Annotated in this window: 13 protein-coding genes; 3 read left to right on the plus strand and 10 right to left on the minus strand. The window is 69.3% G+C overall.

What is annotated here, in order from left to right:
- Positions 1-90: 90 nt before the first annotated feature.
- The 3 genes from fepB to ACWDV4_RS18700 form a co-directional block, all read right to left on the minus strand.
- Complete coding sequence (fepB, locus tag ACWDV4_RS18690; protein WP_449980377.1) at positions 91-1,086, minus strand: Fe2+-enterobactin ABC transporter substrate-binding protein; 996 nt, start codon at positions 1,084-1,086, stop codon at positions 91-93.
- A gap of 285 nt (positions 1,087-1,371) precedes the next feature.
- The gene (locus tag ACWDV4_RS18695; protein ID WP_449980380.1) at positions 1,372-4,644 is read right to left on the minus strand and encodes a hypothetical protein; all 3,273 of its coding nucleotides are present in this window, start codon (positions 4,642-4,644) and stop codon (positions 1,372-1,374) included.
- 90 nt (positions 4,645-4,734) lie between these two features.
- Positions 4,735-5,418: an acetoacetate decarboxylase family protein gene (locus ACWDV4_RS18700; RefSeq protein ID WP_449980382.1), complete on the minus strand. Its 684-nt coding sequence runs from the start codon at positions 5,416-5,418 to the stop codon at positions 4,735-4,737.
- A gap of 349 nt (positions 5,419-5,767) precedes the next feature.
- On the opposite strand from ACWDV4_RS18700, the gene ACWDV4_RS18705 reads away from it, so the two are divergent.
- The gene (locus ACWDV4_RS18705) at positions 5,768-6,769 is read left to right on the plus strand and encodes a LacI family DNA-binding transcriptional regulator (protein WP_449980385.1); all 1,002 of its coding nucleotides are present in this window, start codon (positions 5,768-5,770) and stop codon (positions 6,767-6,769) included.
- A gap of 75 nt (positions 6,770-6,844) precedes the next feature.
- Here the strand turns inward: ACWDV4_RS18705 and ACWDV4_RS18710 are convergent, their stop codons facing one another.
- The 7 genes from ACWDV4_RS18710 to ACWDV4_RS18740 form a co-directional block, all read right to left on the minus strand.
- Positions 6,845-8,479 (minus strand): fucose isomerase, encoded by a 1,635-nt coding sequence (locus ACWDV4_RS18710; protein ID WP_449980388.1) that lies wholly within the window; start codon positions 8,477-8,479, stop codon positions 6,845-6,847.
- Positions 8,476-10,002 (minus strand): FGGY-family carbohydrate kinase, encoded by a 1,527-nt coding sequence (locus tag ACWDV4_RS18715; protein WP_449980391.1) that lies wholly within the window; start codon positions 10,000-10,002, stop codon positions 8,476-8,478. The genes ACWDV4_RS18710 and ACWDV4_RS18715 overlap by 4 nt, the downstream gene beginning before the upstream one ends.
- A 60-nt stretch (positions 10,003-10,062) precedes the next feature.
- Positions 10,063-11,064 carry a substrate-binding domain-containing protein gene (locus ACWDV4_RS18720; RefSeq protein WP_449980392.1) on the minus strand — a complete coding sequence of 334 codons (1,002 nt, stop codon included), beginning with the start codon at positions 11,062-11,064 and terminating at the stop codon, positions 10,063-10,065.
- Between the two features lie 25 nt (positions 11,065-11,089).
- Positions 11,090-12,184 carry an ABC transporter permease gene (locus tag ACWDV4_RS18725; RefSeq protein ID WP_449980395.1) on the minus strand — a complete coding sequence of 365 codons (1,095 nt, stop codon included), beginning with the start codon at positions 12,182-12,184 and terminating at the stop codon, positions 11,090-11,092.
- Entirely contained in the window at positions 12,181-13,743 is a 1,563-nt protein-coding gene (locus ACWDV4_RS18730) for a sugar ABC transporter ATP-binding protein (protein ID WP_449980398.1), read from the minus strand. Before ACWDV4_RS18730 ends, ACWDV4_RS18725 begins: the two co-directional genes overlap by 4 nt.
- 70 nt (positions 13,744-13,813) lie before the next feature.
- Entirely contained in the window at positions 13,814-15,937 is a 2,124-nt protein-coding gene (locus ACWDV4_RS18735; protein ID WP_449980401.1) for a family 43 glycosylhydrolase, read from the minus strand.
- The gene (locus ACWDV4_RS18740; RefSeq protein ID WP_449980403.1) at positions 15,937-19,236 is read right to left on the minus strand and encodes a DUF2961 domain-containing protein; all 3,300 of its coding nucleotides are present in this window, start codon (positions 19,234-19,236) and stop codon (positions 15,937-15,939) included. Before ACWDV4_RS18740 ends, ACWDV4_RS18735 begins: the two co-directional genes overlap by 1 nt.
- A gap of 199 nt (positions 19,237-19,435) precedes the next feature.
- Here ACWDV4_RS18740 and ACWDV4_RS18745 point away from each other — a divergent pair, with 199 nt between their 5' ends.
- A complete protein-coding gene (locus ACWDV4_RS18745; protein ID WP_449980405.1) occupies positions 19,436-20,890 on the plus strand; it encodes an FG-GAP repeat domain-containing protein in 1,455 nt (484 codons plus the stop codon).
- Positions 20,891-20,910: 20 nt separating this feature from the next.
- Positions 20,911-22,417 (plus strand): N-acetylmuramoyl-L-alanine amidase (locus ACWDV4_RS18750; protein ID WP_449980407.1); only part of this gene is annotated, 1,507 nt, incomplete at its 3' end.

Here is a 22,417-nt window from a genome sequence, read left to right on the forward strand (position 1 = left end):
ACGGGGTGTGGGCGTTGCCGCCCCCACCTCGTTGAACCGTTACTCGGCGAAGTTCGCCATGATTCCGATCGACTTCGCCGCGATGCCGATCTACTTGGCGAAGTTCGCCACGATGCCGTCGACGATCTCCGTCGCGCTGTACTTGTCCATGCGGAACGAGTTCAGCCCGAGACCGTACACCTGGCTCTTCTTCACGGACGGAAGGTTCGCCAGCACCGCGTCCTTGGCGAACGCCTGCGCGCCCGCGTTGTCCTTGCTGAGGATGAGGGTGGTGTCGGCGGTGAGCTTGGTGAGGTTCTCGTACGCGGTGAACACGAAGTCCTCGCGCAGCTTGGCCTGCGTGTGCCACGCGGTGTTCGGGTCCTCGACGGTGAAGCCGAGGTCCTTGAGCAGGCGTCCCTGGGCGGAACCGGCACGGGCGATGGGGTTGTCCTCACCGGCACCGTTGTACGAGACGACGTTCACGCTGCCGGCGGGGACGGCGATCTTCGCTGCGGCGGTGCGGACGTACTCGTCGAACGCGGTGACCGTCTGCTTGGCCTCCGCCTCCCGGCCGGTGGCCTCGCCCAGCTTCGCGGCAAGCTCCTGCCAGGTCTGCCCGCCGTAGTCGACGACGATGGTCGGAGCGATCGCCCGCAGCTCGCCGAGCTGGTCGGTCACCGAGTCGGCCCCGCTGGAGGAGACGACGATCAGGTCGGGCTTGTGGGCGTACACGGCCTCCAGCTCGACCTTGCCTGCCGGCCACAGGTTCGCGACCTTACGCTCCGTGGCAACGTTGGCCCACTGTGCGAAGAACTTGCCGTTGCCTGCGGAACCCGACGCGACCACCGGGGCGTCGAAGGCGAGCAGGGTGCCCGACACCGACACCGAGGTGGAGACGATGGCCTCCGGCTTCTTGGTGATCTCGGTGGTGGTGCCGTCGGCGTTCTGGAAGGTGCGCGGCCAGCCCGCCGAGTCTGCCGCAGTGGTGTCCTGCGCGGCCGTGGTGTCAGAGGAGTCGGAGCAGCCGACCATCGTCAGGGCGCCAATGGCGGCGACGGCGATGCCAGCAAGCGCACGGGTACGCGCGGAAAGGGTGTGAGACATAACAATCCTTGTCAATCGGAACAGAATGCCCGCTCCGCCAGATACTAAGGTAAGGCTAACCTGGGGTCGAGAACGCCCTGGCAGCAGCCCTCCCGCACGCGGATTTCACGCTCGTACGGAGCGGCACGCACCCGACCACGAGGCCCCTGGCGCAAGGCGTCTCCAGCAATGTCCGCTGATGGATTCCAGCGGCTGGCCGATAGGTTCCAGCGGCTGGAATGCGCGGGATGACGCGGCCACTACCCGCAAGGGGTCGGCCGGAATCCATCGGTCACCGATGGTGGGTCAGCCCATGTCTACGCCGTACGCCTCCTCGCGCACGTCGAGGTCAGGGTGGGAGCGCAGCAGAAGCAGCAGGTCACGCCACGGCGCCGACCAGCCGAACGTCGCGCCGGGCCGGACCAGCGCCACCGCGAACAGCCCGCCGGCGACATCACCTCGCCCGATCAACCGGACGATGCTGTCGTGCAGGATCGCCGGATCGATCAATTCCGGCAGCTCGCGCAGTCGGCCGCCGACGCGTTCGGCAGTCCGGACCGCGAGGACCGGACGCTTCGCGCAGAGGTCGGCGATCTCGTCGAGGTTGTCCAGCCGTCCCAGGCCAACCAACATCGCTGCGGCAGTGCCGGTATACCCGAACTGGTCCGCGAGCCAGCGAGCTGCGGCAACCAGCCCTGACCGGTCGGCCCCCGCCGGGCTGATCCTCGACCAGAGGACCACGGCCTGCGCGATTGCCGAGATGCGTCGCCGAGCCGGGCGATCCGCACCCGCGTCCCCCGGCCGATCGTCGGCCGTGTCCCGTTCAACGAGACGGGCAAACGCGCTACTTGTTCCGGCGTCGCCCAGGGCATGCAGCAACCGGGCAATCTCCATCGCCTGACACGGCTCGTCGAGGTCGGTGAGCCGGTCCACGATCAGCTCGGTGACGCCAGTGGCCCAGTGCGACCAGTTCGTCAACTGGGTGAACGCGGCGCGGCGGACCTCCCGGTCGGCGACACGGCAGGCGGCGACAATCAGTGCGGCATACCGGGGACGGTGGCGTTCAGGCACCAGGTATGGGTCGGCGGCCAGCACCGCGCGACGTTCCTCCCGGCTTCCGCCGCCGGCCACCTCAACGATCGTCCAACTCGCCTCGGAGTCGAGCCGCTGTCGGGCGGCGGCGACGATCGCCGCGCGCACGTCCCGGTGGGTCTCCGGCCTCTGGTACGTCTCAAGCAGCCCCGCCATCGCCTGCACCGGGCCGTACCGGGCGAGCAGCCGGACTGCCGCCTTACGGCTGGTGACCTTGGCGGGACCGAGCAACACCCCACTGAGCAGTGCGGGCAGCCGAGCCGGTGGGACGTATCGGGCGGCCCGACCGGCGGCGTAGAGGGCGACCCGGGCCCGGTCGCCGCCGGCGTACTCCAGTAGCACGGGCAGCGCCTCGTCCGGCCGGTCGGCCCAGACGAGCGCGCCGAGCGCCGCCTCGGCGATCACCACCTCGGCCGCGTCGAGGTGACGCCGCACCACCGCACCACCGATGCCGGGCATCCGCGCGGTGGCGCGGATCGCCGCAGCCCGCTCCCACACCGGCGCGCGGCCGTCCGCAATGACCAATTCCTGCAGCGCTGCGTACGCCGCGTGCTGCCGAGGCAGCCACCGCTCGGGGTGTCGCGGCGGTCCCGGCATCCAGCGCTGCCCCGCCTCAATGAACCGGCCCTGCACCTGCTGATCGAACACCCGGTCGAGCAGGTCGGTGCGAGCCGAGCAGATCGTTTTCCATACCACCGGAATCCTCGTGGTGGTCGGGTCGATCGCGAGCACCTCGGCGACCCGGTCACTGCGGCTGCGCGGATCCTCGAGCCACAGTTGGATCGCCTCCCCGGCCACCCCGACCGAGGTACGCGGACCGATCGCCCGACGCAACATCTCCTGCAGTTCCGGCACCCGCCAGGCCCGCCGCCCCAGCGCGCAGGTGAGCGCGAACAGCGGACCATACTGGCCTCGGGCAGCGGCATTTCTCACCCAGTCGTGCAGCCGCCGGACGACCATCGTCTCCTGTCCACGGCGAAGCACCTGGTCGAAGCGACGCAACAGTGGCACGCGGGCGCTGCTGCCCATCAGGTCGATCGTGAGCAACGCCCACTCACACAGCTCGGGTACGTCGACGTGGTGCTGCAGGGTGTCGGCGGCAAGCACGCTCAGGGCTGCCGAGGTGGCGGTGGAGGCGTCGCGCGCCTCGACAGCGTCGGTGGTCAACTGGGTCAGGCCGGCGGCCGTGCCGGGGGTGAGCAGTCGAGCGACCTTGGCAAGGGCGGTGAGCGCGGCGGCACGTACCGGGTCCTGCTCGTTGCGCAGCCGGCCGAGCCGGGACACCACCTCGGCCACCACCTGCGGGTCCCGCGAGCGACGGGCGGCGTCCACCAACAGCACGTACGCCTGCGCCCGCTCGTCGGCATCGCCGGAGCGCAGCGCCACATCCAGCGCGCCAGACGCTTCCGGCCAGGCCAGATAGGCGCTCCAGGCCAACACCTGCCCCTCCCGCTCCCGGATCTTCGCCAGGCCCAGCACCCGGGTCGCCTCCCGGATACGTACCGTGGCCGGTAGTACCTCCATGACCTGGTGGGCCGGCACCCGCAGGGCCGTCTCCACCTCGCCCAGCGCCCGGTCGTACAGGTCGCCCCGGCGGGACGGCGCAATCGCATCGAGGAGTGCCGCCAACGCCGAAGATTGGTCACGTACCCGGCGAGCGAGTGGGGCGAGCTGGTCGACGGGGAGTACGGCAAGGCGGCGCAGCAGCGCCGACGGCAACGAAGTGCGCTGCAGCCAGGCCGCGCGGCTGGGCGCACTGAGCAGACCGACGACGCGGCCGGGGTCGTACGCGGCGAGGACACCGTAGGCGGTGAGGTTGCCCGGCAACCGCTTCTCCGGCGCGTACCGCTCCAGCAGTTCGAGCGCGCGGGCCGGGTCGCACCGCAGGACCGCCCGGGCCACGTCGACCCAGATCCGGTCGCGAAGCTCCGGCGTGGCCTGGGCCAGCCGTGCACCTGCGCGGTCGAGCACCAGCCCGGGATGCCGGTTGACCAGCCTCTCAAGATTGAGGGCGTGCTCCAGCTCAGGCAGCAGGGCGTGGATGATAGCCGGGCTACAGGCGGGCAGCAGGGCAGCTGCCTCCTCGTCGCCGTAGTGCGACCGGATCTCGGGTAGCAGTGCGTCCGCGGTCTCCGGCGCGTTCAGCCGACGCAGCGTACGGTAGATCCGCCGCCGCTCCATTGCGGACAACTCCAGGCTGCTCGGGATGGGATTGCCGGTACGCAGCGCCGCGTGGAGGGCAACGGCCCGAATCGACGGATACGGGTCCCGGGTGGCGGCCTCGATGCCGTCCGTGTCCCGGGTTGCCATGGCGGCGACCAGGGCGAGATGCCGTTCGTAGCTGCCTCGGCTGCGCAGGTCGGCGTAGACCTCTGCGCGGTCTGGCGCAGTCCGCGCCCACTCGACGAGGAGCTTCATCCGTTGCCGGTACGACAACGGATCGAGCGACACGAGCAGGTTTCGGGTGGCAGCGAGCACGGCGATCATTGTGCCCACCCGGCCACTGCGGCGATACCCCATATCGCACCACGGCTGACCAATCCCAAAGGAACGCCGAGAGCAGCAACCTTTGCCCGCTCACCGATCAGGTGCTGGGCGGGGAACCGCGTCTGGCCGGCTACCCGCAGTTCCGAAGGTCAGCTGGAAGTCACGCAATGCCAACGTGATCATCGGGCGGCGATGGGCCAGTCGTCCCATCGGTCCGCCCGGCTCGATCGTCCATCGCGCGGTGGCCGTCGTCAGCCCCGCTCTGCCTCGGACCGGAGTGCTGCGAGCGTCCGAGCCGAGCAGTTGCGTCACGGTGAATCGGAACGGCCAGCGCCCGGGGAGCCGCATTCCTCGCTGAACTCGACCCCGGGCGATCATGCGTGACGCCGTATGGGCCGCTGCCTCGATCACGTCATGACCGGTAGGCACCGTTTCTGCAGTGATCTCCAGGTCGGCCATCTCCTTGGGGATGCCCCACAGCTCGCGCCCACCGTCACGGGAGGTTGGGCTGTCCACCCAGATGTCAGTGATGGTCACCCCCGGCCGGGCCTTGGCCCGGACCAGCACCGCGGTAAGCAGTTCGCGGTAGTGCAGCACCCCGCCGGGTTGATACTCGACCCAGGCAGTGCCGACCAGTCCCCGGCCGCCGAGCGCGATCGGACGTACGACGTGCGCCAGACCTTCGGGAAGTGGCGGCAGCTCGGATCGGGGGATCAGCCAAACTGACAGGTACATCTGGCCGCGCAGGTCCCACGGCTCCGGCGGGTACGCCACGGTCTCCCCCTGTTGGTTTAACACCCGACATTGCATGGCTGGCCCAGGCAGCGCAAGGTCGATGCGACCTAATCTCGTACGACCCGGAACGTCTCCAGTTTCGGGTCCGAGGCGTCCGGGACCATCATCCCAGTTTCCAGGGGAACATCATCACTGCAACTACCATCAACAGCTCACGAAACTTCGGCACGGGCTGGAGCCAAGAGGCCAGGAGAAATCGATTCCCTGCCGTATAGGATCTCCGGCTAACCACTCTCGGATGATGACCCGCAGCGGATTGTGATGCTCTCGCGGTCACTCTCGGGGGCCGGCGTGACCTGCACGCAAGACACCGATAGGGGACGGCTACATGACGACCATCTATGACGTGGCTCGGATGGCCCAGGTCTCGGCGTCAACGGTGTCGAGGGTGCTCAACGGGCACTCGTCGGTCGATCCGGGCCTGGCAGTCCGGGTACGCCAAGCGGTGCTCGACCTCGACTACCGCCCCAATGCGGTGGCCCGCAGCCTGCGTCGGCAGCGCACCAGCCTCTGGGCGGTGATCATCTCTGACATCGGCAATCCGTTCTTCACCTCACTGGTGCGCGGCATTGAGGACGTGGCACAGGAGGCGGGCTTCTCAGTCGTCCTCTGCAACGGTGACGAAGATCCCGACAAGGAGAGCCGCTACGTGACCGCTGCCTTGGCCGAACGGATGGCCGGCGTCATCATCTCGCCGTCGGGACGTCCCGGCCTGATCAACCGGCTCACCGAGTCCGGAATGCCGGTCGTGGCCATCGACCGGCAGCCGCAGGGCGTATCCGTCGACACCGTGCTCGTGGACAACCTCGACGGGGCCGAAACGGCCACCGCCCACCTGATCGAAAGCGGATACCACCGGATCGCCTGCATCACCGGGCCGCGTCGGATCTCCACCGCCATACAGCGGCTACGCGGCTACCAGCAGGCGCTACGCGCAGCTGGTCGGGCCGTGATGGAGGACCTGATCCGGTACGCCGACTTCCGGGAAGACGGCGGCTACCAGGCCATGGCGTCCCTGTTGAGTGCAGCCGAGCCGCCGGACGCCGTCTTCGTCGCCAACAACCTGATGACGGTGGGCGCGATACGGTGCATGGTCGACAGCGGCGTCAAGGTTCCCGACGAGTGCGGGGTGGTCGGGTTCGACGACATCCCCTGGGCTCATCTCGTGCGGCCCTCGCTGAGCACCGTCGCGCAACCCACGTACGACTTGGGACGGGCTGCGGCATCGCTGCTCACCGAGCGGATCGCCAACCCCGGAAAGGCACCATCGACCGTCACCCTCCGAACAGCCCTTCAGGTCCGGGAGAGTTCGGTCCGGACCGCACCCTAGCGGGGCGGCAGCTCACGGATGGCCGCAACGGGCCCGCCCGGACCCGGGAAGCCGGGGTCGACACGTACCCCGGGATCACAGCGTGACGTCACCGCACAGGTGCACCCGTACCCCGAGGGCGTCAAGCATCGCGGCTTTCACCCGCAGGGCCCGGTCGGCGGCAGCGGCATCGGTGGCGTAGACCACGTTGATGTGGTTGGCCTTGTGCCGGGCCATCAGCTGGTCCCGGCCGACCCCATGCAACACGGCATGCATGATCGGCCACTGTGGGGTGGTCGCCTGGAGTCGGCGCTCGGTTTCGGCGGCCGGCAGCTCTACCGCGCTGCCCCGGCCCAGGTCGACGTGCAGCTCGCTGCCCATGATGAAGATCCGTGACCAGACGAGCTCTCCCGGCCTTGAGACACCGCTCAGGGTGCCCCCACCCAGCGGGAAGTACATCGGCGGCTGCCGCATGCTGTATGACCGTTCGTAGCCGCCGTTATGGGATGCGGGGACCGATCCGGAGATCTCGAAGACCCAGACGAAGTCCGGCCCGTACTGTTTCCCCCAGCGGATGTCGTGCAGGGTCGTGGCCGGGTCCATCCCCATCGCGGTCCAGATCCGGTTGGTGACCAGTGAGTCCACCGCGACTGCCTCGTCGACCTCGTTGAAGTGCGGTAGGGGGCGGCCCGAATAGAGTTCACGTGCCCCATCCCGGCTGCTGACCGGCGGCCGGGACACGTTGTTCAACAGTCCTTCGGCCAGGTCGCTCGCCGGCACCGTGTCCTTGAGCCCCTGCTGGTACTGGATACCGACGGCGTCCAGGCCGAAATCGTCGGCGATGCGCAGCGTGGCGATGTACATCTTGAACTGGCTGAGCAGCTGCGCGTCGGTCAGCTCGGTCGCCTCATCGGTGCCGGTGTGGAAGGTCATCCCGGCGACGTCCAGCCAGGTCCGCACCGCATACGCCTCCTCGTCGGAGACCCGGGCCATCTCCGCGACCAGTGTGCTCTGCGACAGCCGCTCCTTGAAGATGCCGAGCGGATTGAGCAGCTCGTCGTCGATGATCGCGTTGTACATGCCCATGCAACCCTCGTCGAAGACGCCGATGACGGCCCGTTCGCGGACGAGTTGGCGGGCCAGCGCCACGCCGAGTTCGACCTCGCGATCGGACGGCAGCGTTGGCAGGTCCCGTACGTGGCTCTCGTCGTGGCTCACCTCGCCGGTCTCCAGCCAGGCCTTCAGTCCATTGCGTGACCACTCGTCGGTGAAGTCCTCACTCCACAGTGTCGAGTAGCGCACTCCCGCCTTGGTGAGGCTGCCGGCCAGGTTCAGCAGGCCGACCAGTCCGGGAAACTGCCCGCTCCAGTTCGCCACGAGCAGGATCGGCCCACGGTGGGCACGCAGCCCGGCCAGTACGTGGTGGCTGTACTGCCACACTGCCTCCACGACGATGAGTGGTACGTCGACCGGGATCCGCTGAAAGATCTCGATGCCGGCGCGCTGGCTGTCGATGAAACCGTGCCCGGTGACGGCGTCCACCGGATGGGCTCGCTGGGTGTGCCACCCCAGGGCGGTGACCGCAGCGGCGAGGTCCGTCTCCAGGCGTTGCTGGGTCGGCCAACCGGTGACGTTCGCGCTCAGCCGCAGATCGCCGCTGGCGACCGTGTAGACCGTCTGTGGGGTGGCGGCCGGCGGGTCGACCAGCACCGGCATGGTGTAGTTGCTCACGGGTTGACTTCCTCCACTGGCTTGTCGGTTTCTGGCGGGGTCGCAAGGCGCGCCTGGCGGGCGGCCAACGCGTGGGCGACGGACTTCGAGCCGTCGTAGAGCTGCCGGTACAGCCGGTACAGCTCGTCGTAGTCGGCGGCGAGCGCCGGGCACGGCTCGCGGACCTCCCGGATCGGGTTCCACCGGTGGATGTCGACCCGCTCCACCGCGCCTGCGGCGAGAACTGCGGCCCCATAGCTGGCGCCGATGGTGACCGACGGGATGTGCTGCTCACGGCCGGTGATGTCCGAGACGATCTGGGTCCAGAGGCTGCCCTGGGTGCCGCCGCCCACCGCCACGACGCGTCGGATGTCACCACCGGCCGCCTCGATCGTCTCGATGTTGTGGCGGACCCCGAGCCCGGTTGCCTCCAGGGCGGCCCGGTAGATGTCGCCACGTCCGTGGGAGAGCGTCAGGCCGGCGATGACGCCACGGGCGTCCGGATCGAGGATGGGTGTCCGCTCACCCGCGAAGAACGGCAGCATGAGCAGTCCCCGCGCGCCCGGCCCGGACCGCTCGGCGAGGCGAAGGAGTTCGGGGTAGTCGGCGGCGTCGAACAGTTCCCGCAGCCAACCGGTGATCGCTCCGGAGGTCGCCATGCCGCCGGCCAGGTTGCGGGTGCCCGGCAGCGCGCCAACCGTGCCCCACAGCGACGGGCTGGTCAGCCGCTGCGGCACCGTGTGCACCAGGAACATGGTCGTGCCGTACATGAGCATCAGATCGCCGACGCCCTGGGCACCCACGCTGACCGCCTCCGACCAGGCGTCGATGGTGCCGGTGACGACCGGGATACCCGGCGGCAGCCCGGTTGTCGCGGCGGCTGCGGCGGTGACCCGTCCGGCCTCGTCACCGGGCCACCGCAGCTCGGGCAGGTCCAGCCTTGGAGCGATCTCCTCGGCCCAGGGCCGGTACCAGCCCTGGGCCGTACTGTCGTACAGCGGGGTGCACTGGCTGGCCGAGTGCTGGTCGAGCAGGTAACGGCCGGTCAACTGGAAGACCAGCCAGGAACTCGGCATGAACAACCGCCGGGCCCGGATGAACAACTCCGGCTCGGCCTCGGCAACCCACGCGACCTTCGCACCGGCCGCCTGGGTCGACAGTGTCGAACCGCACCGGCGCAGGATCTCGTCCGCGCCGAACCGCTCGGTGAGCCGGGTGATCTGGGGCGTGGACCGAGTGTCCACGCCGTACAGGATGGCCGGCCGCAGCGGCGTACCGTTAGCGTCGGTGAGCAGCACGCACGGCCCCATCCCGCTCACCCCCACCGACACCACCTGGGCGTCACCGGGCGCGAGCAGATCCCGGGTGAGGGCAACGAACTCCTCCCACCAGATCCGACCGTCCATCTCCACCCAGCCGGGTCGCGGCCGGTCCACCCGGTGCTCCCGGACGCGGGAACGCAGTACCCGTCCGGACAGGTCGACGAGCACACCCTTGCTGCTGGATGTGCCAATGTCGACCCCAAGCACCGCAGCCACCGTCATGCCAGTTCTCCCCCGATCTCCAGGTCCGGGTTGCGGCCGTCCGGCCACGCCGGTCAGTGGTCAGGCGGTGCCGCCGAGCCTCGTGTACGTCTCGGTCGCGTTCTCCTTGGTGATGCGCATCGTGTCGAGCGTGGTGGTACGCGGGACGTCCCGCTCGCAGTCGATGAGGATTCTGCGGGCCAGGTCGACGGCCTCCCGGCCGCCCGTGGCGTACTGGAAGGTCGCCGCGAGCCGGCCCTGTTCGACGGCCTTGATGCCGCCCGACGGCACCGGCAGCGCGTCGATGCCGGTGAACCTCACCTTCGTGTGCAGCCCGACCGCCTTCGCGGCCAGGTACGCGCCCTCGGCCATCGGGTCGTTGTGGGCGTAGACGGCGGCCGCGTCCGGGTGGGCCTTGAGCAGCGCGTCGGCCACCGACTGCCCCTTCTCCCGCAGCCAATCCCCGGGCTGGGAGGCGACGACGTCGATCTTCGGGTTGGCCGCGATGCCCGCCCGGAACCCCTGGGCACGTTCGGCCGCTGGCGTGGAGCCGGGCAATCCGGTGATCTCGATGACCTTGCCACCGTCGGGCAGCAGCGTGCTGGCGTAGAACTCACCGGCCGCCTTGCCGATCGCGACGTTGTCCCCGCCGATGAAGGCCGTGTACGCCTCGCCCTCCACCTTGCGGTCCAGCACGACGACCGGAATGCCACGGTCGTACGCCTTGCGCACCACCGCGGTCAGCGGCTTGGCCTCGTTCGGCGAGATGATCAGCAGGTCGATCTTCTGGGTGAGGAAGTTCTCCACATCGGCGACCTGCTTGCTATTGTCCTGCGCCGCGTCGGAGACCGCCACGGTGAAGCCGGGGACGGACTTCGCCGCTGCCTGCACATCGTTGTTCATGACCTGCCGATAGGGCTCGGCGTTGTTGGCCTGCGACATGCCGATCAGGTAGTCCTTGCCGGCACCGCAGTTCCCGGCGGTGGCACCGCCGCCGTCGGACGGCTTCTCCACGCTGCACGCGGTGGAGGTGACGAGCGCGCCGGTGCACAGCAGTACGAGCAGGCAGGTACGGGTGCGCATGATAATCCTCCTTGTCGATGGCGAATCAGACGACGCTGCGGTGCAGCTTCTGCAGTCCGGCGGCGGCCACGATCACCAGTCCCTTGATCAGTAGCTGCACGTTGGCGTCGATGTTGTTGAGCGCGAGGATGTTGTTGAGGATGCCGAGCAGCAACGCCCCGGCGAGGGTGCCGCCCATCGAGCCGGTACCCCCGGCCAGGCTGGTGCCGCCGATGACCACCGCCGCGATGGCGTCCAGCTCGTAGCCGGCGCCGTCGTTGGGGCTGCCCTGGTTGAGCTGGCCAGCGTGGATGATGCCGGCCACCGCGGCGAGCAGGCCCGCGATGGCGAACACCGCGACCTTGACTCGCAGCACGGGCACGCCGGAGAGCCGGGCGGCCTTCTCGTTCCCGCCGATGGCGTAGACGTGGCGGGCGAACGCGGTCTTCCGCAACACGACGATCGCGGCCACGCCGATGCCGATGAACAGCACCGCCGGGACGGGCACCACCCCGTTGATGCTGCCGTTGAGGATCTCGAAGGCTGGGGGTGCCTCCTGCGGGCCGTCGCCGTAGGCGATCGGGATGCCAAGTCCACCCGACCAGATCCGGGCGAGGCCACGCGCGACCTGGAGCCCCGCGAGGGTGACGATGAACGACTGGATCCCGAGCCGGGCCGTCGCGTAGCCCTGCAACGCGCCGAAGAGTGCGCCGATCAGCAGTACGACGGTGACCGCGGGAACTATGCCGAACCCGGAGTCGACCATCAACGTCGCGGTGCCGACGGCGGACAGGCCGAGGATGGCACCAACGGACAGGTCGATGCCGCCGAGGAGGACGACAAACGTCATGCCGACCGCGATGATCCCGATCTCGGACACCGCGCGCACGATGTTGCCAAGGTTCTCCGGGGACAGGAACAGGATCTCGCCGTCGCGGCGGGGTGAGATGACGATGGCCAGCACGAACACCAGCAGCAGCGCTAGAAGGCTCTGGACGGCGAAGAGTCGCTCGACGAGTTCGCCTCGGCCAACGGGTCGACGCCATCGCCGGACGCCGCTCCCGGCGGCATCCGCCGTGCCACCGTCGGCCGAGGCCACCGGCGGGCCGGGTTCCTTCCCCGGTACGCGCAGCTGCGTCATCGGTCGTCCCCTCCGGCGGACCCGCCGCCCATCGCCGCGGTCAGGATGTCCTCGCCGGTGCACCCGTCGGCCGGGAGTTCCGCAACGGACCGTCCACGCCGCAGGACCACGATCCGGTCGCAGACACCGGTCAACTCGGGCAGCTCCGACGAGGCGAGCAGAATGCCCATCCCGGCGTCGGCGAGCCGGCGCAGCAGCCGATAGATCTCCGCCTTGGCACCGATGTCGACGCCGCGGGTCGGCTCGTCGAGCAGTAACAGTCGAGGTTGGGTAAGCAGGTGTCGGGCGAAGACGACCTTCTGCTGGTTGCCGCCGGAGAGGGCACCGACCGGTGCGGTGGCCGACGATGTCTTGATCGCCAGGGCCCCGATCTGCTGGTGCACTGCCGCACGTTCACGTTTACTCCGGACGACTCCGGCGGTGGTAAGCCGGCGCAGGGCAGCCAGCACGATGCTCCGGCCAACGGGGTGGTCGAGGACCAGTGCGGAACGGCGACGATCCTCGGGGACGAAGCCGACGCCGGCACGCAGCGCGGACCGGGGGTCGCCTGGGGCGTACCGGCGGCCGGCCAGTTGGAGCACGCCGCTGTGGTGACCGGGTGGGCCCGCGCCGTACAGGGTCTCCAGCAGTTCGGTGCGGCCCGCCCCCATCAGGCCGGCCAGGCCGACGATCTCCCCGCCATGGACGGTCAGGCTGACGCCGGCAGGCTCGCAGCGTCCGGGACGGGTGACCCGGGGCCGTACGACGAGGTTGTCCACCGCCAGTAGCGGGGGCCCGGCCGGGCTCGCCCTGCCGGCCTGGTCGGATCCCGCGCTGAACAGCGCCTCCGCCGGACGACCGACCATCAGCGTGATGATCCGCTGCCGGTCGGCGCGGTCCGGGCGCAGCGTGCCGGCCACCTCGCCGTTACGCAGGACGGTGGCCCGGTCGGCGATGTGTTCGATCTCCTCCAGCCGGTGGGAGATGTAGACGATGGCCACGCCACGCTCGCGCAGGGCGCGGATGGTGGACATCAGCCGCCGCACCTCGGCGTCGGCGAGCGCGGCGGTCGGCTCGTCCATGATGAGGACGCGGGCGTCGAGGGAGAGCGCCTTGGCGATCTCGACGAGTTGCTGCTCGCCGACACGCAGCGTACCGACCGGCCGGTGTGGGTCGATGTCCGCGCCGAGCGGGCCGAGCCATTCGCGGGCGGTACCGGTCATCGCCCGCCGGTCGAGCATCCGTAGCCGGGTGCGCGGTTCCCGGCCGAGCACAAGGTTCTCGGCCACCGACAGCGCCGGCACCAGGTCGAGTTCCTGGTGGATCGTGGCGATGCCGGCGGCCTGGGCGGCAGCTGGGCCGGTGAATCGTACGTGCTCGCCGTCGATCGAAATCTCTCCGTCGTAGTCGGTCACGACGCCCGAGAGGATGTTGATCAGAGTCGACTTTCCGGCTCCGTTCTCTCCCAGGAGGGCGTGGACCTCACCGGCCCGCAGGATGAGGTCCACGCCGCGCAGGGCATGGACGCCGCCGAAGCGCTTGGCGATGCCGGACATGGCGGCGATCACCTGTTCGCTCATGCGGGCCTCCGAGGGAGATCGGAATCGATTTCCGTCGAAAAATAGAGAGTCATCGAAATATCGTCAAGGGCTACGGCACGGCGTTGATGGCCGCATAGACGGCCTCGGCGAACCCGATGTCCCGCCCCACCCCGCTGGCGGCGAACCGCCACGTCCCGCCGGGATACTGCCCCGAGGGCCACGCGGTACCGCCGTTACGCCAGAGCGGCTGCCAGGCCGCCATCGAGTGGCCGGCGTCGTACCAGGTGTTGTCGCCGCGCCAGGCCGACGCCCACCGGTGCGCGGCGACCAGCGACAGCTCCGTACCCGAGGTCATCGACCACGTCGGCATCCCCGTCACGTCCCCGGTCGGCCGGGCCGCCACGGCGGGATCACCGACCGCCGGCAGGGCGCCGTCGACGTTGAACGCCACCTCCCACACCGACGCGGTCGTCGGGCCGGTCACCGACCAGGTGACATCGCTCTGCAACGCCGGCCCGGTCCATCGAGGCGCCACCGTGAGCAACCAGTCGACGGTGACCGGCTCGTCGCCCATCCGGATGCCGACCAGGTTGATCCGGGAACCGTCGGCGGAAACGTCCACCCGGGCCGGCGGGCCCGCCCGGTCGGTAACGTCGAAGCGGCCGACCGCCAGATAGGGACCGGTCCCCCGGTGCGACGAGTCCAACGCCGGCCGGTACGCCCCCGCGCCGGTCGGGTCGACCGCCAGGGAGGCGATCCGGGTGTGCGGCCAGGTCCGCACGTCCGCGCGCAGGAAACCGGTGCTCACCTGGTAGCCCCGGGCGACGACCCCGGTGGACCAGGTCAGCGGGGCGAGCCACAGCCCGCCCTGCCCCCAGCCGGCGTGGCTCAGGTACCAGTTCCCGCCGTCCACCACGACCTCCGCGGCATGCGCGTCGAGCACAGTCACCTGCTCCGCCCCTTCGAAGCGCAGCGGATCCCGGCTGCGGTAGACGGCCGTGCGCCGGTACGCCGCGGCGTAGTCGGTGCCATCGCAGCAGACGAAGAGGTACCACCAGTCCCCCCGGCGCACCACGAACGGCGACTCCGTCTGCCCAGCCGCCCGGCCGGTGTGCGGCGACGCGTACGCGATGCCCCGACCGCTCCAGGTCCGCAGGTCGGTGCTGGTGCGGTAGGCGACCACGTGGTTGCCGCCCTGCGGATTCGAGGTCGCCGTGTAGTACATGACCCAGCGGTCACCGACCCGGGTCACCATCGGGTCGCGGGCCTCCCAGCCATCGGTGAACAGCGGGTTGGCCGGGCTGCGGGTCCAGGTGAACAGGTCGGTCGAGGTGGCCAGGTGCATCCGGTAGTTCGCGTAGTCGGGGCTGCCGGCGGCGTAGAACATGTAATAGACGCCCTGGTCGTACACGACGTGCGGCGCCCAGATCCACTGCTCGCCCGCCGCCGGATCAGCGATCAACGCCGGTGGCCGCTTCGTCCACGGCCCGGTAGGGGTGGGCGCCGTGGCGTGACCGAAGCTCTTCTCGTCCTGCGGCGCGCCCGGCTCCGCATGGGTGATGGCGAAGGTGTGCCACAGCCCGGTCTGCTGGTTACGCACAATCGTGTGGTCGTTGTAGTACCAGGCCACCGGCTCCCCCACGCTCGGGTCGTAGACCCGGGTCAGCGGCCCCCGCGCTGGCGTCTCGCCCACCGTCTCGTACGGCGTGGTGGTGACCGTCGCCAACGGCCCGACGCGGCGCAGGGTGATCGTGTCCAGACCGGCAAAGAACCCGGTCGAGGAGGCGGACCGGCCGGTCACCGTCACCGTCAACTGATGGGTGCCGGCGGTGAGCGAGGCAGAACCCAGCGGCACCGCCTCGACCCGCCGCACCGTCGAGGCGTAGCCGTCGAAGAGCTGCCCGACAGCCACGCCGTCGACGGCGAAGCGCACGGTGCCGTAGTCGGGGGCGCGGGTGAGTACGCCGCCGATGTCGTACTGCCCGGCCGGCACCGAAGGCAACGACACGGTGACCGAGTCCCCCGCCCGGGCGGCACGCAGCCAGAGTTGCCGGCCGGCCGACCAGCTGACCCCGCAGCAGTTGGCCTGCGCCTCGACCGGGGCGGTGGACGAGGTCACCGTCAGCGACTCCGCCTCGGCCCGTACGACATCGTCGGCGGCGGCCGGTCCGGTCGGGACGGCCATCAGGGCGGCGCCGAGCAGGAGCGCCGCGAGCATCCGGGGCGTGCGCATCACGACACGCTCGGCCGGGGCAGGTCGGTGCCGGGCGCGAACTCGTCATGCCATCTGACACCGGCGCCGAAGCCGCCGCCGGTCGACAGCGCCACGTACGCGTCTGCTCTGGTACCTCGGGTGTACGTCACCAGGTCCACCCTTCCGTCGCCGTTGAAGTCACCGATGCCGGGCAGTTCGTCGCCCACCGCGAACCAGTCGTGCCACTTGCCGGTCTGCGGGGCGAATCGCGTGCCGTCGGAGAGCGCCACGAACACATCGCCGGCAGCGCCCCGGGTGAACGTCACAATGTCGTCGCGACCGTCGCCGTTGACGTCACCCACCGCCGGCAGCTGATCGCCGAGCGCGACCGAGTCGTGCCACTTCCAGCCGTCCTCGACGAACCGGGTCCCGTCGGAGAGGGAGACGAACACGTCGCCGGTGGTGCCCCGGGTGAACGTCACAATGTCGTCGCGTCCGTCGCCGTTGACGTCACCCACCGCTGGGTACTCGTCGCCGAGCGCGAAGTGGTCGTGCCACTTGACGCCGGGGCCGAACCCGCTGCCGGTCGACAGCGCCACATACACGTCGGCGCTGTCGCCCCGGGTGAAGGTGATGATGTCCGTACGACCGTCGCCGTCGACGTCGCCGACCGCGGGAATCTCCGTGCCGGTGGCGAAGAAGTCGTGCCACTTCACGCCGGGGGTGTAGGTCGTGCCGGTGGACAACCCCACGTAGACGTCGGCGCTGTCGCCCCGGGTGAAGGTGATGATGTCGGCCCGACCGTCGCCGTCGACGTCGCCGGTGAACGGGATCTCCTCGCCGACGGCGAAGAAGTCGTTCCAGGTCCGAGTATCCGGCACGAACCTGGTGCCGTCCGACAGGGAGGTGGTCACGTCGGCGGTGGCGCCCCGAGTGAACGCGACGGCGTCGTCGCGGCGGTCACCGTTGGCGTCACTGGTGTTGCGGGTACGGGTGGTCGCCGTCACCTCAACCGAGGGCACGGAGCTGTTGCCGGTGCCGTCGACCGCCACGACCCGGTAGTGGCGGGTCTGTCCGGCCGGCAACGGGCCGTGCCGGAACGCGGTCGTCCGGGTTGTGCCGACCAGGTTGGCCGGGGTGATCGCGACGTCCGGGTTCCGCGAGGCGTAGACCCGATAGTTGGCGACGCCCACGTTGTCCGACGACGCCGACCAGGAAAGTCCGACGGCGTGTACCCGCCCGCCGGCCAGGGCGAGACCGGTGACCGCGCCCGGAGCGGTGGCGTCGAGGAACGGGGCGACCATGCTGTCGGCCTCGTAGCGGGCTGCCGTCCACACCGGGGCGCCGGCCACCGGGGTCAGGGTGACCGTGACGCTCGACCGGCCGGCGGTCAGCGCGGCCGGAAGGACGAACTCGTCGGCCAGCCAGCGCTGCCGGTCGTTGCCCAGCGGTTGCAGCCATACGCCGGCCGGTGTGCCGTCGACCGACACAGCGGCCTGCTGGTGTGCGCCGGCCTGGTCGCCGTGTCGGCGCAGCCGTACACCCTGGTTGGTGGGGTCCACGGCGAGCCGGAAACTGACGGCGCCGCCGCTGGCGCGTACCTGGCCGGTGCCGGGGGCGTTGTCGTCGTCACCCTCGTACGCGGTGGTAAGCGGGTACTGACTGCCGGAGTCGGTGTAGGCGTGCCCCGCACGGCTGGCCGCGTCGCCGGTGACCAGCGTGTCGGTGCGGCGCAGGGCGACGGTCGGCTGGGTGTAGAGGAAGGCGGTCGAGGCGTAGTCGGCCGGCATGTCGTTGGCGGGGCCGTGCTCGATGCCGAAGCGCAGCGCTGTGGCGTACGGCACCGCGTCGCCGATCATCAGCCGGTACATGGCGTCGCACTCGTCGACACAGCCATCGGAACGAAACTGGTGGGCGGTGTTGCCGGTGAAGACGCCGCTGTACTCGCCCCGGTTGAAGTACCACCCGGACTCGTAGAAGTCCTCGGTGCCGGTGCCGTAGATCTGCGGCGTGGGCGAGCCGTCGACGTGAACCCGCTCGTCGCCTTCCAGGTAGTTGCGGGTGTTCCCGCCGATGATGTGGCCGCGGGCGGTCTGGGACACGCCAACGAACCGTCCCCGCCCGGCCTGGTCGGCGACGATCCAGTCGCTGCCGCCCGCCGTCTCGGCGCGGCGGGATTGGGTGGTGAAGTAGCCGGCGGTGCCGTCGGGGGCGAGTGCGCCGGTCCAGGCAGCGCCCGGTGCGGTGGTCACCTCCGCCTCGATCCCGTTGACGGGGTTACCGGTGGTGTTGGCGATCGACACCGTCGCGGTGGACCGGAACGGCATCGGCCACCAGGCGCTGTACCAGCCGCCCGGTGCGGCGTCCATGGCGAACATCAGGGAGCGGACGGAACGTTCGCCCAGGCCGGCACCGAAGAACTCGCCTACCGGGCTGTCGACCGTGCTCCGCCCGTCGAAGGCGATCCGTAACCGCAGGCCGGACAGGGTCGATGCGGTGGCTACGGCGTCGGGCAGCCGCAGCCGGAGCGCCGTGACCGTGGCGGGACCGGTGAGCGTGGCGAGCGTCGACCGTCCGCCCGCCGGGACGTCGGCCCGGGCGGTCGTGGTGGTCGCGCCGGGCTGGCTGGGCTTCGGGTCGCGTAGACCGGCTGCGCGCAGCCGCTCCACCACGTCGACGGCGGGGTCGGTGGGGTCGAATGTGGATACCCCACTCGGGTCGGCGAACTTGCGGTAGGTGACGTGGTGGAAGAGCGGGTTGAACTGGGTGGTGATCCGCATGTGGTCGCGGTACGGCATGGGCACTTTGACGGTGACCCCGCCGGAGGTCTGGTTGGCGTTGGTGACCAGCGGCCACACGAACGGGTGGCCGAGCCCACCGTCGACGAGGCGCTGGAGGTCAGCGTCGACAACAGTTACGCCGTCGAGTTCGATCCGGATCCAGCCGGTGGCGCTGACGTTGCCATCGTCGCGGGTGAACCAGATCGACTGCACCTCGCCGGGCCCGCGATCCTCTGCGATGACGCAGCCGTCGGACTGCCGCAGGCACGAGTAGGTGCCGACGAAGCCGTCGTCGTTGGAGCCGTCCCGGGCGAAGCTGGAGAACTGTCGGGTACGGCTGCCAGCAGCCAGTTCGGGCAGCCGGTCGAGCCGGCGGTATATGTCCCAGCCGATCGGGCCCTTGTCGTCGGCGGCGGTGAGGGTGGCGGGCAGCGGTGTGGCGGGCGAGGTCGAGTGCGCTTCGGTCAGGGTGGACGAGGTCGCGTGCGCTGCGGTCGGAGGAATCATGGCTGACAGCGCCACGGCTGAGGCCAGCCAGCGGCGGATGCGAGGCGTCATGGCTGTCCCTCCTGGAGGACCACGTGCGGGAGCGGCAGAAATCGATTGCCCGGCAGTCAACTGGGAATATCGCAACATGTCAATACCCCACCATCACCACTGAGCCGCAGCGGGGAAGATTTCGGCATGCATTGACAGGCGTAAGCGTCCTCGCGATACTCCTCAGCAATCGATTTCTCGGTGCTTCGAGGAGGCGTCCATGCTGCAGCGCATCCGTCGACCCCTCGCCCTGCTCGTGGGCCTCTGTACCGCACTGGCGTCGGTCGTGGCGCCAGCGCAGGCCGGCGCGCCAATCGGCACGCTGGCCTGCTCCTCCATCCCCGCCAACCACGACCCTGCGATCACCGTGATCGTCTACCGGGTCGGCCGCGCCCACAACGTCAACGACAAGGTCATGCTGTCCGCGTTCGAAGCTGGCTGGGTCGAGTCACACATGAACAACCTGCCGTGCGGCGACAAGTCCTCGCTCGGGGTGTTCCAACAGCGGTGGGACTACGGTTGGGGCACGCCGGAGCAGATCATGGACCCGGTCTACGCCAGCACGCAGTACCTCACCCGGGCGATCGCCTGCGACCAGAACAACCCCCAGTACACCGCCGGTCAGGTCGCCCAGTGCGTGCAGCGCTCCGGCTTCCCCGACCGCTACGACCAGGTGGCCGCCAAGGCTCGGGCCCTGCTCAACGAGGCGGCGCGTACCCACGCCATCGCTGGCGGGTCCGCCACCGACTTCACCGGCGACGGCAAAGACGACATCATCACCTTCACCCAGAACGCTCTCGCCGACGTCTATGTCAGCACCTCCACCGGCGCGGACTTCGTCGGGACCTCAGTGAAGTGGAACGACTTCTTCTCGATCGGCGGCGAGACGGCCTCGACCGGAGACGTCAACGGCGATGGCAAGGACGACATCATCACCTTCGCGCACAGCAACACCGGCGACGTGTACGTGGCACTGTCGAATGGCACCGGCTTCGGTGCCGGCCAGAAGTGGCACGACTGGTTCGCCCCCGGCGCGGAGATCGGCGCGGTCGGCGACGTCAACGGTGACGGGAAAGACGACATCGTCGCCTTCACCCACAACGCGGCCGGCGACGTCTACGTCGCCCTCTCCACCGGAACAACCTTCAACGGCACCGAACTCAAATGGCACGAATACTTCTCCATCGCCGGCGAATACCCCGCCCTCGGCGACGTCAACGGCGACGGCAAAGACGACATCATCACCTTCACCCAAGGACCCGACACCGCCTCCGACGTCATCGTCGCCCTCTCCACCGGAACATCATTCGGCCCACCACAAACATGGCACGACCTCTTCGCCGTCGGCAACGAACAACCCCGCGTCGGCGACATCAACGGCGACGGCAAAGACGACATCGTCACCTTCACCTGCGACACCAACGCCGACGTCTACGCCGCCACCTCCACCGGAACAACCTTCACCGGCACCACCATCAAATGGAACGACTTCTTCTGCCTCAACGGCGAATTCCCCTACCTAGCCGACGCCAACGGCGACGGCAAAGACGACATCATCGTCTTCACCAAAGGCACCACCAACGACGTCTACATCGGACTCTCCACCGGCACATCATTCGCCACCAGCACCAAATGGCACGACTACTTCGGCCTCAACGGCGAAACCACCCTCTGACCGGGCAGACGGAGACCATCATGAGACCCACCAGACTCTCCTGGCGCGAGGGTGCCGCCGCCTTCCTCGCGGTAGCACTGCTGAACCCCTCCGCACCGGCCACCGCCGCGACGGAAAAATCCGCCAGCCCGCTCGACACGGCCTTCACCCGGGCAGCTGGCGAGTTCGACGTACCGAAGGACCTGCTGGTTGCCGTCGGCTACGGCGAGACCCGGCTCGACGGGCACCAGGGCCAACCCAGCCAGGCCAACGGCTACGGCATCATGCACCTGGTCAGCAACCCCCGACAACGCAGCCTGGAACGGGCCGCCGCGTTGACCGGGCAACCGGTGGCCGCCCTTAAGTCGGTGACCTCGGTCAACATCAGAGGCGGCGCGGCCCTCCTGCGGGAGATCGCCGACGCCGAGCGGCTCACCGCTGCCGACCGGGACCGGATCTCTGCCTGGTATCCGGTGGTCGCGCGGTACGCACACGCCGCCGACGACCCGACGGCACGCCTGTACGCCGACCACGTCTACGACCTCCTCCAGGCCGGCATCACCACGACCGCCGTACGGGTCGCGCCACGGCGGGTACAGCCGGAACTCGGCCGGTACGCCCGCGTCACCCCCGCCGGGGAGGCGGCACCGGGCGCTCTCGTCGCGGCAGTACCGGAGTACGCGCCAGCCCGGTGGATCGCGGCGCACGGCGGCAACTACGCGGCGGGCCGCTCCTCTCAGATCACCACCGTGGTGGTGCACGTAACCCAGGGCTCGTACGCCGGCACGGTGAGCTGGTTCCAGAACCCGTCGGCGGGAGTCAGCGCGCACTACGTCGTGAAGTCGAGCAACGGTGAGATCACCCAAATGGTGCGGGAGGGCGACACCGCCTACCACGCACGGTCGGCCAACCCGTACTCCGTGGGCATCGAACACGAGGGCTACGTCGACAACCCGAGTTGGTTCACCGAGGCCATGTACCGCTCGTCGGCCGCGCTGACCCGCTATCTCTGTGACAAGTACGGCCTGCCAAAGAACCGCACCGCGATCAAGGGCCACCACGAGATGCCGGGCAACGACCACACCGATCCCGGCCCACACTGGAACTGGGACTACTACATCTCCCTGGTCAACGCCGGGTCCGGTGGTCGGTATCTGGCGGGGTCGCCGACCGACTTCACCGGCGACGGCAAAGACGACATCGTCACCTTCACCCAAGGCACCCTCAACGACGTATACGTCGCCACCTCCACCGGATCATCATTCACCGGCACCTCCATAAAATGGAACGACTTCTTCGGCCTCAACGGCGAAACACTCCTCACCGGAGACTTCAACGGCGACAACAAAGACGACATCATCGCCTTCACCCACGGCACCCTCGCAGACGTCTACGTATCACTATCCACCGGCACCAACTTCGCCCCATCCACCAAATGGCACGACTGGTTCTCCCCCGGCACCGAAATCGCCGCAGTCGGCGACATCAACGGCGACGGCAAAGACGACATCATCACCTTCACCCACGACACCAACGCCGACGTCTACG

The organism is Micromonospora sp. NPDC003197 (assembly GCF_053590565.1).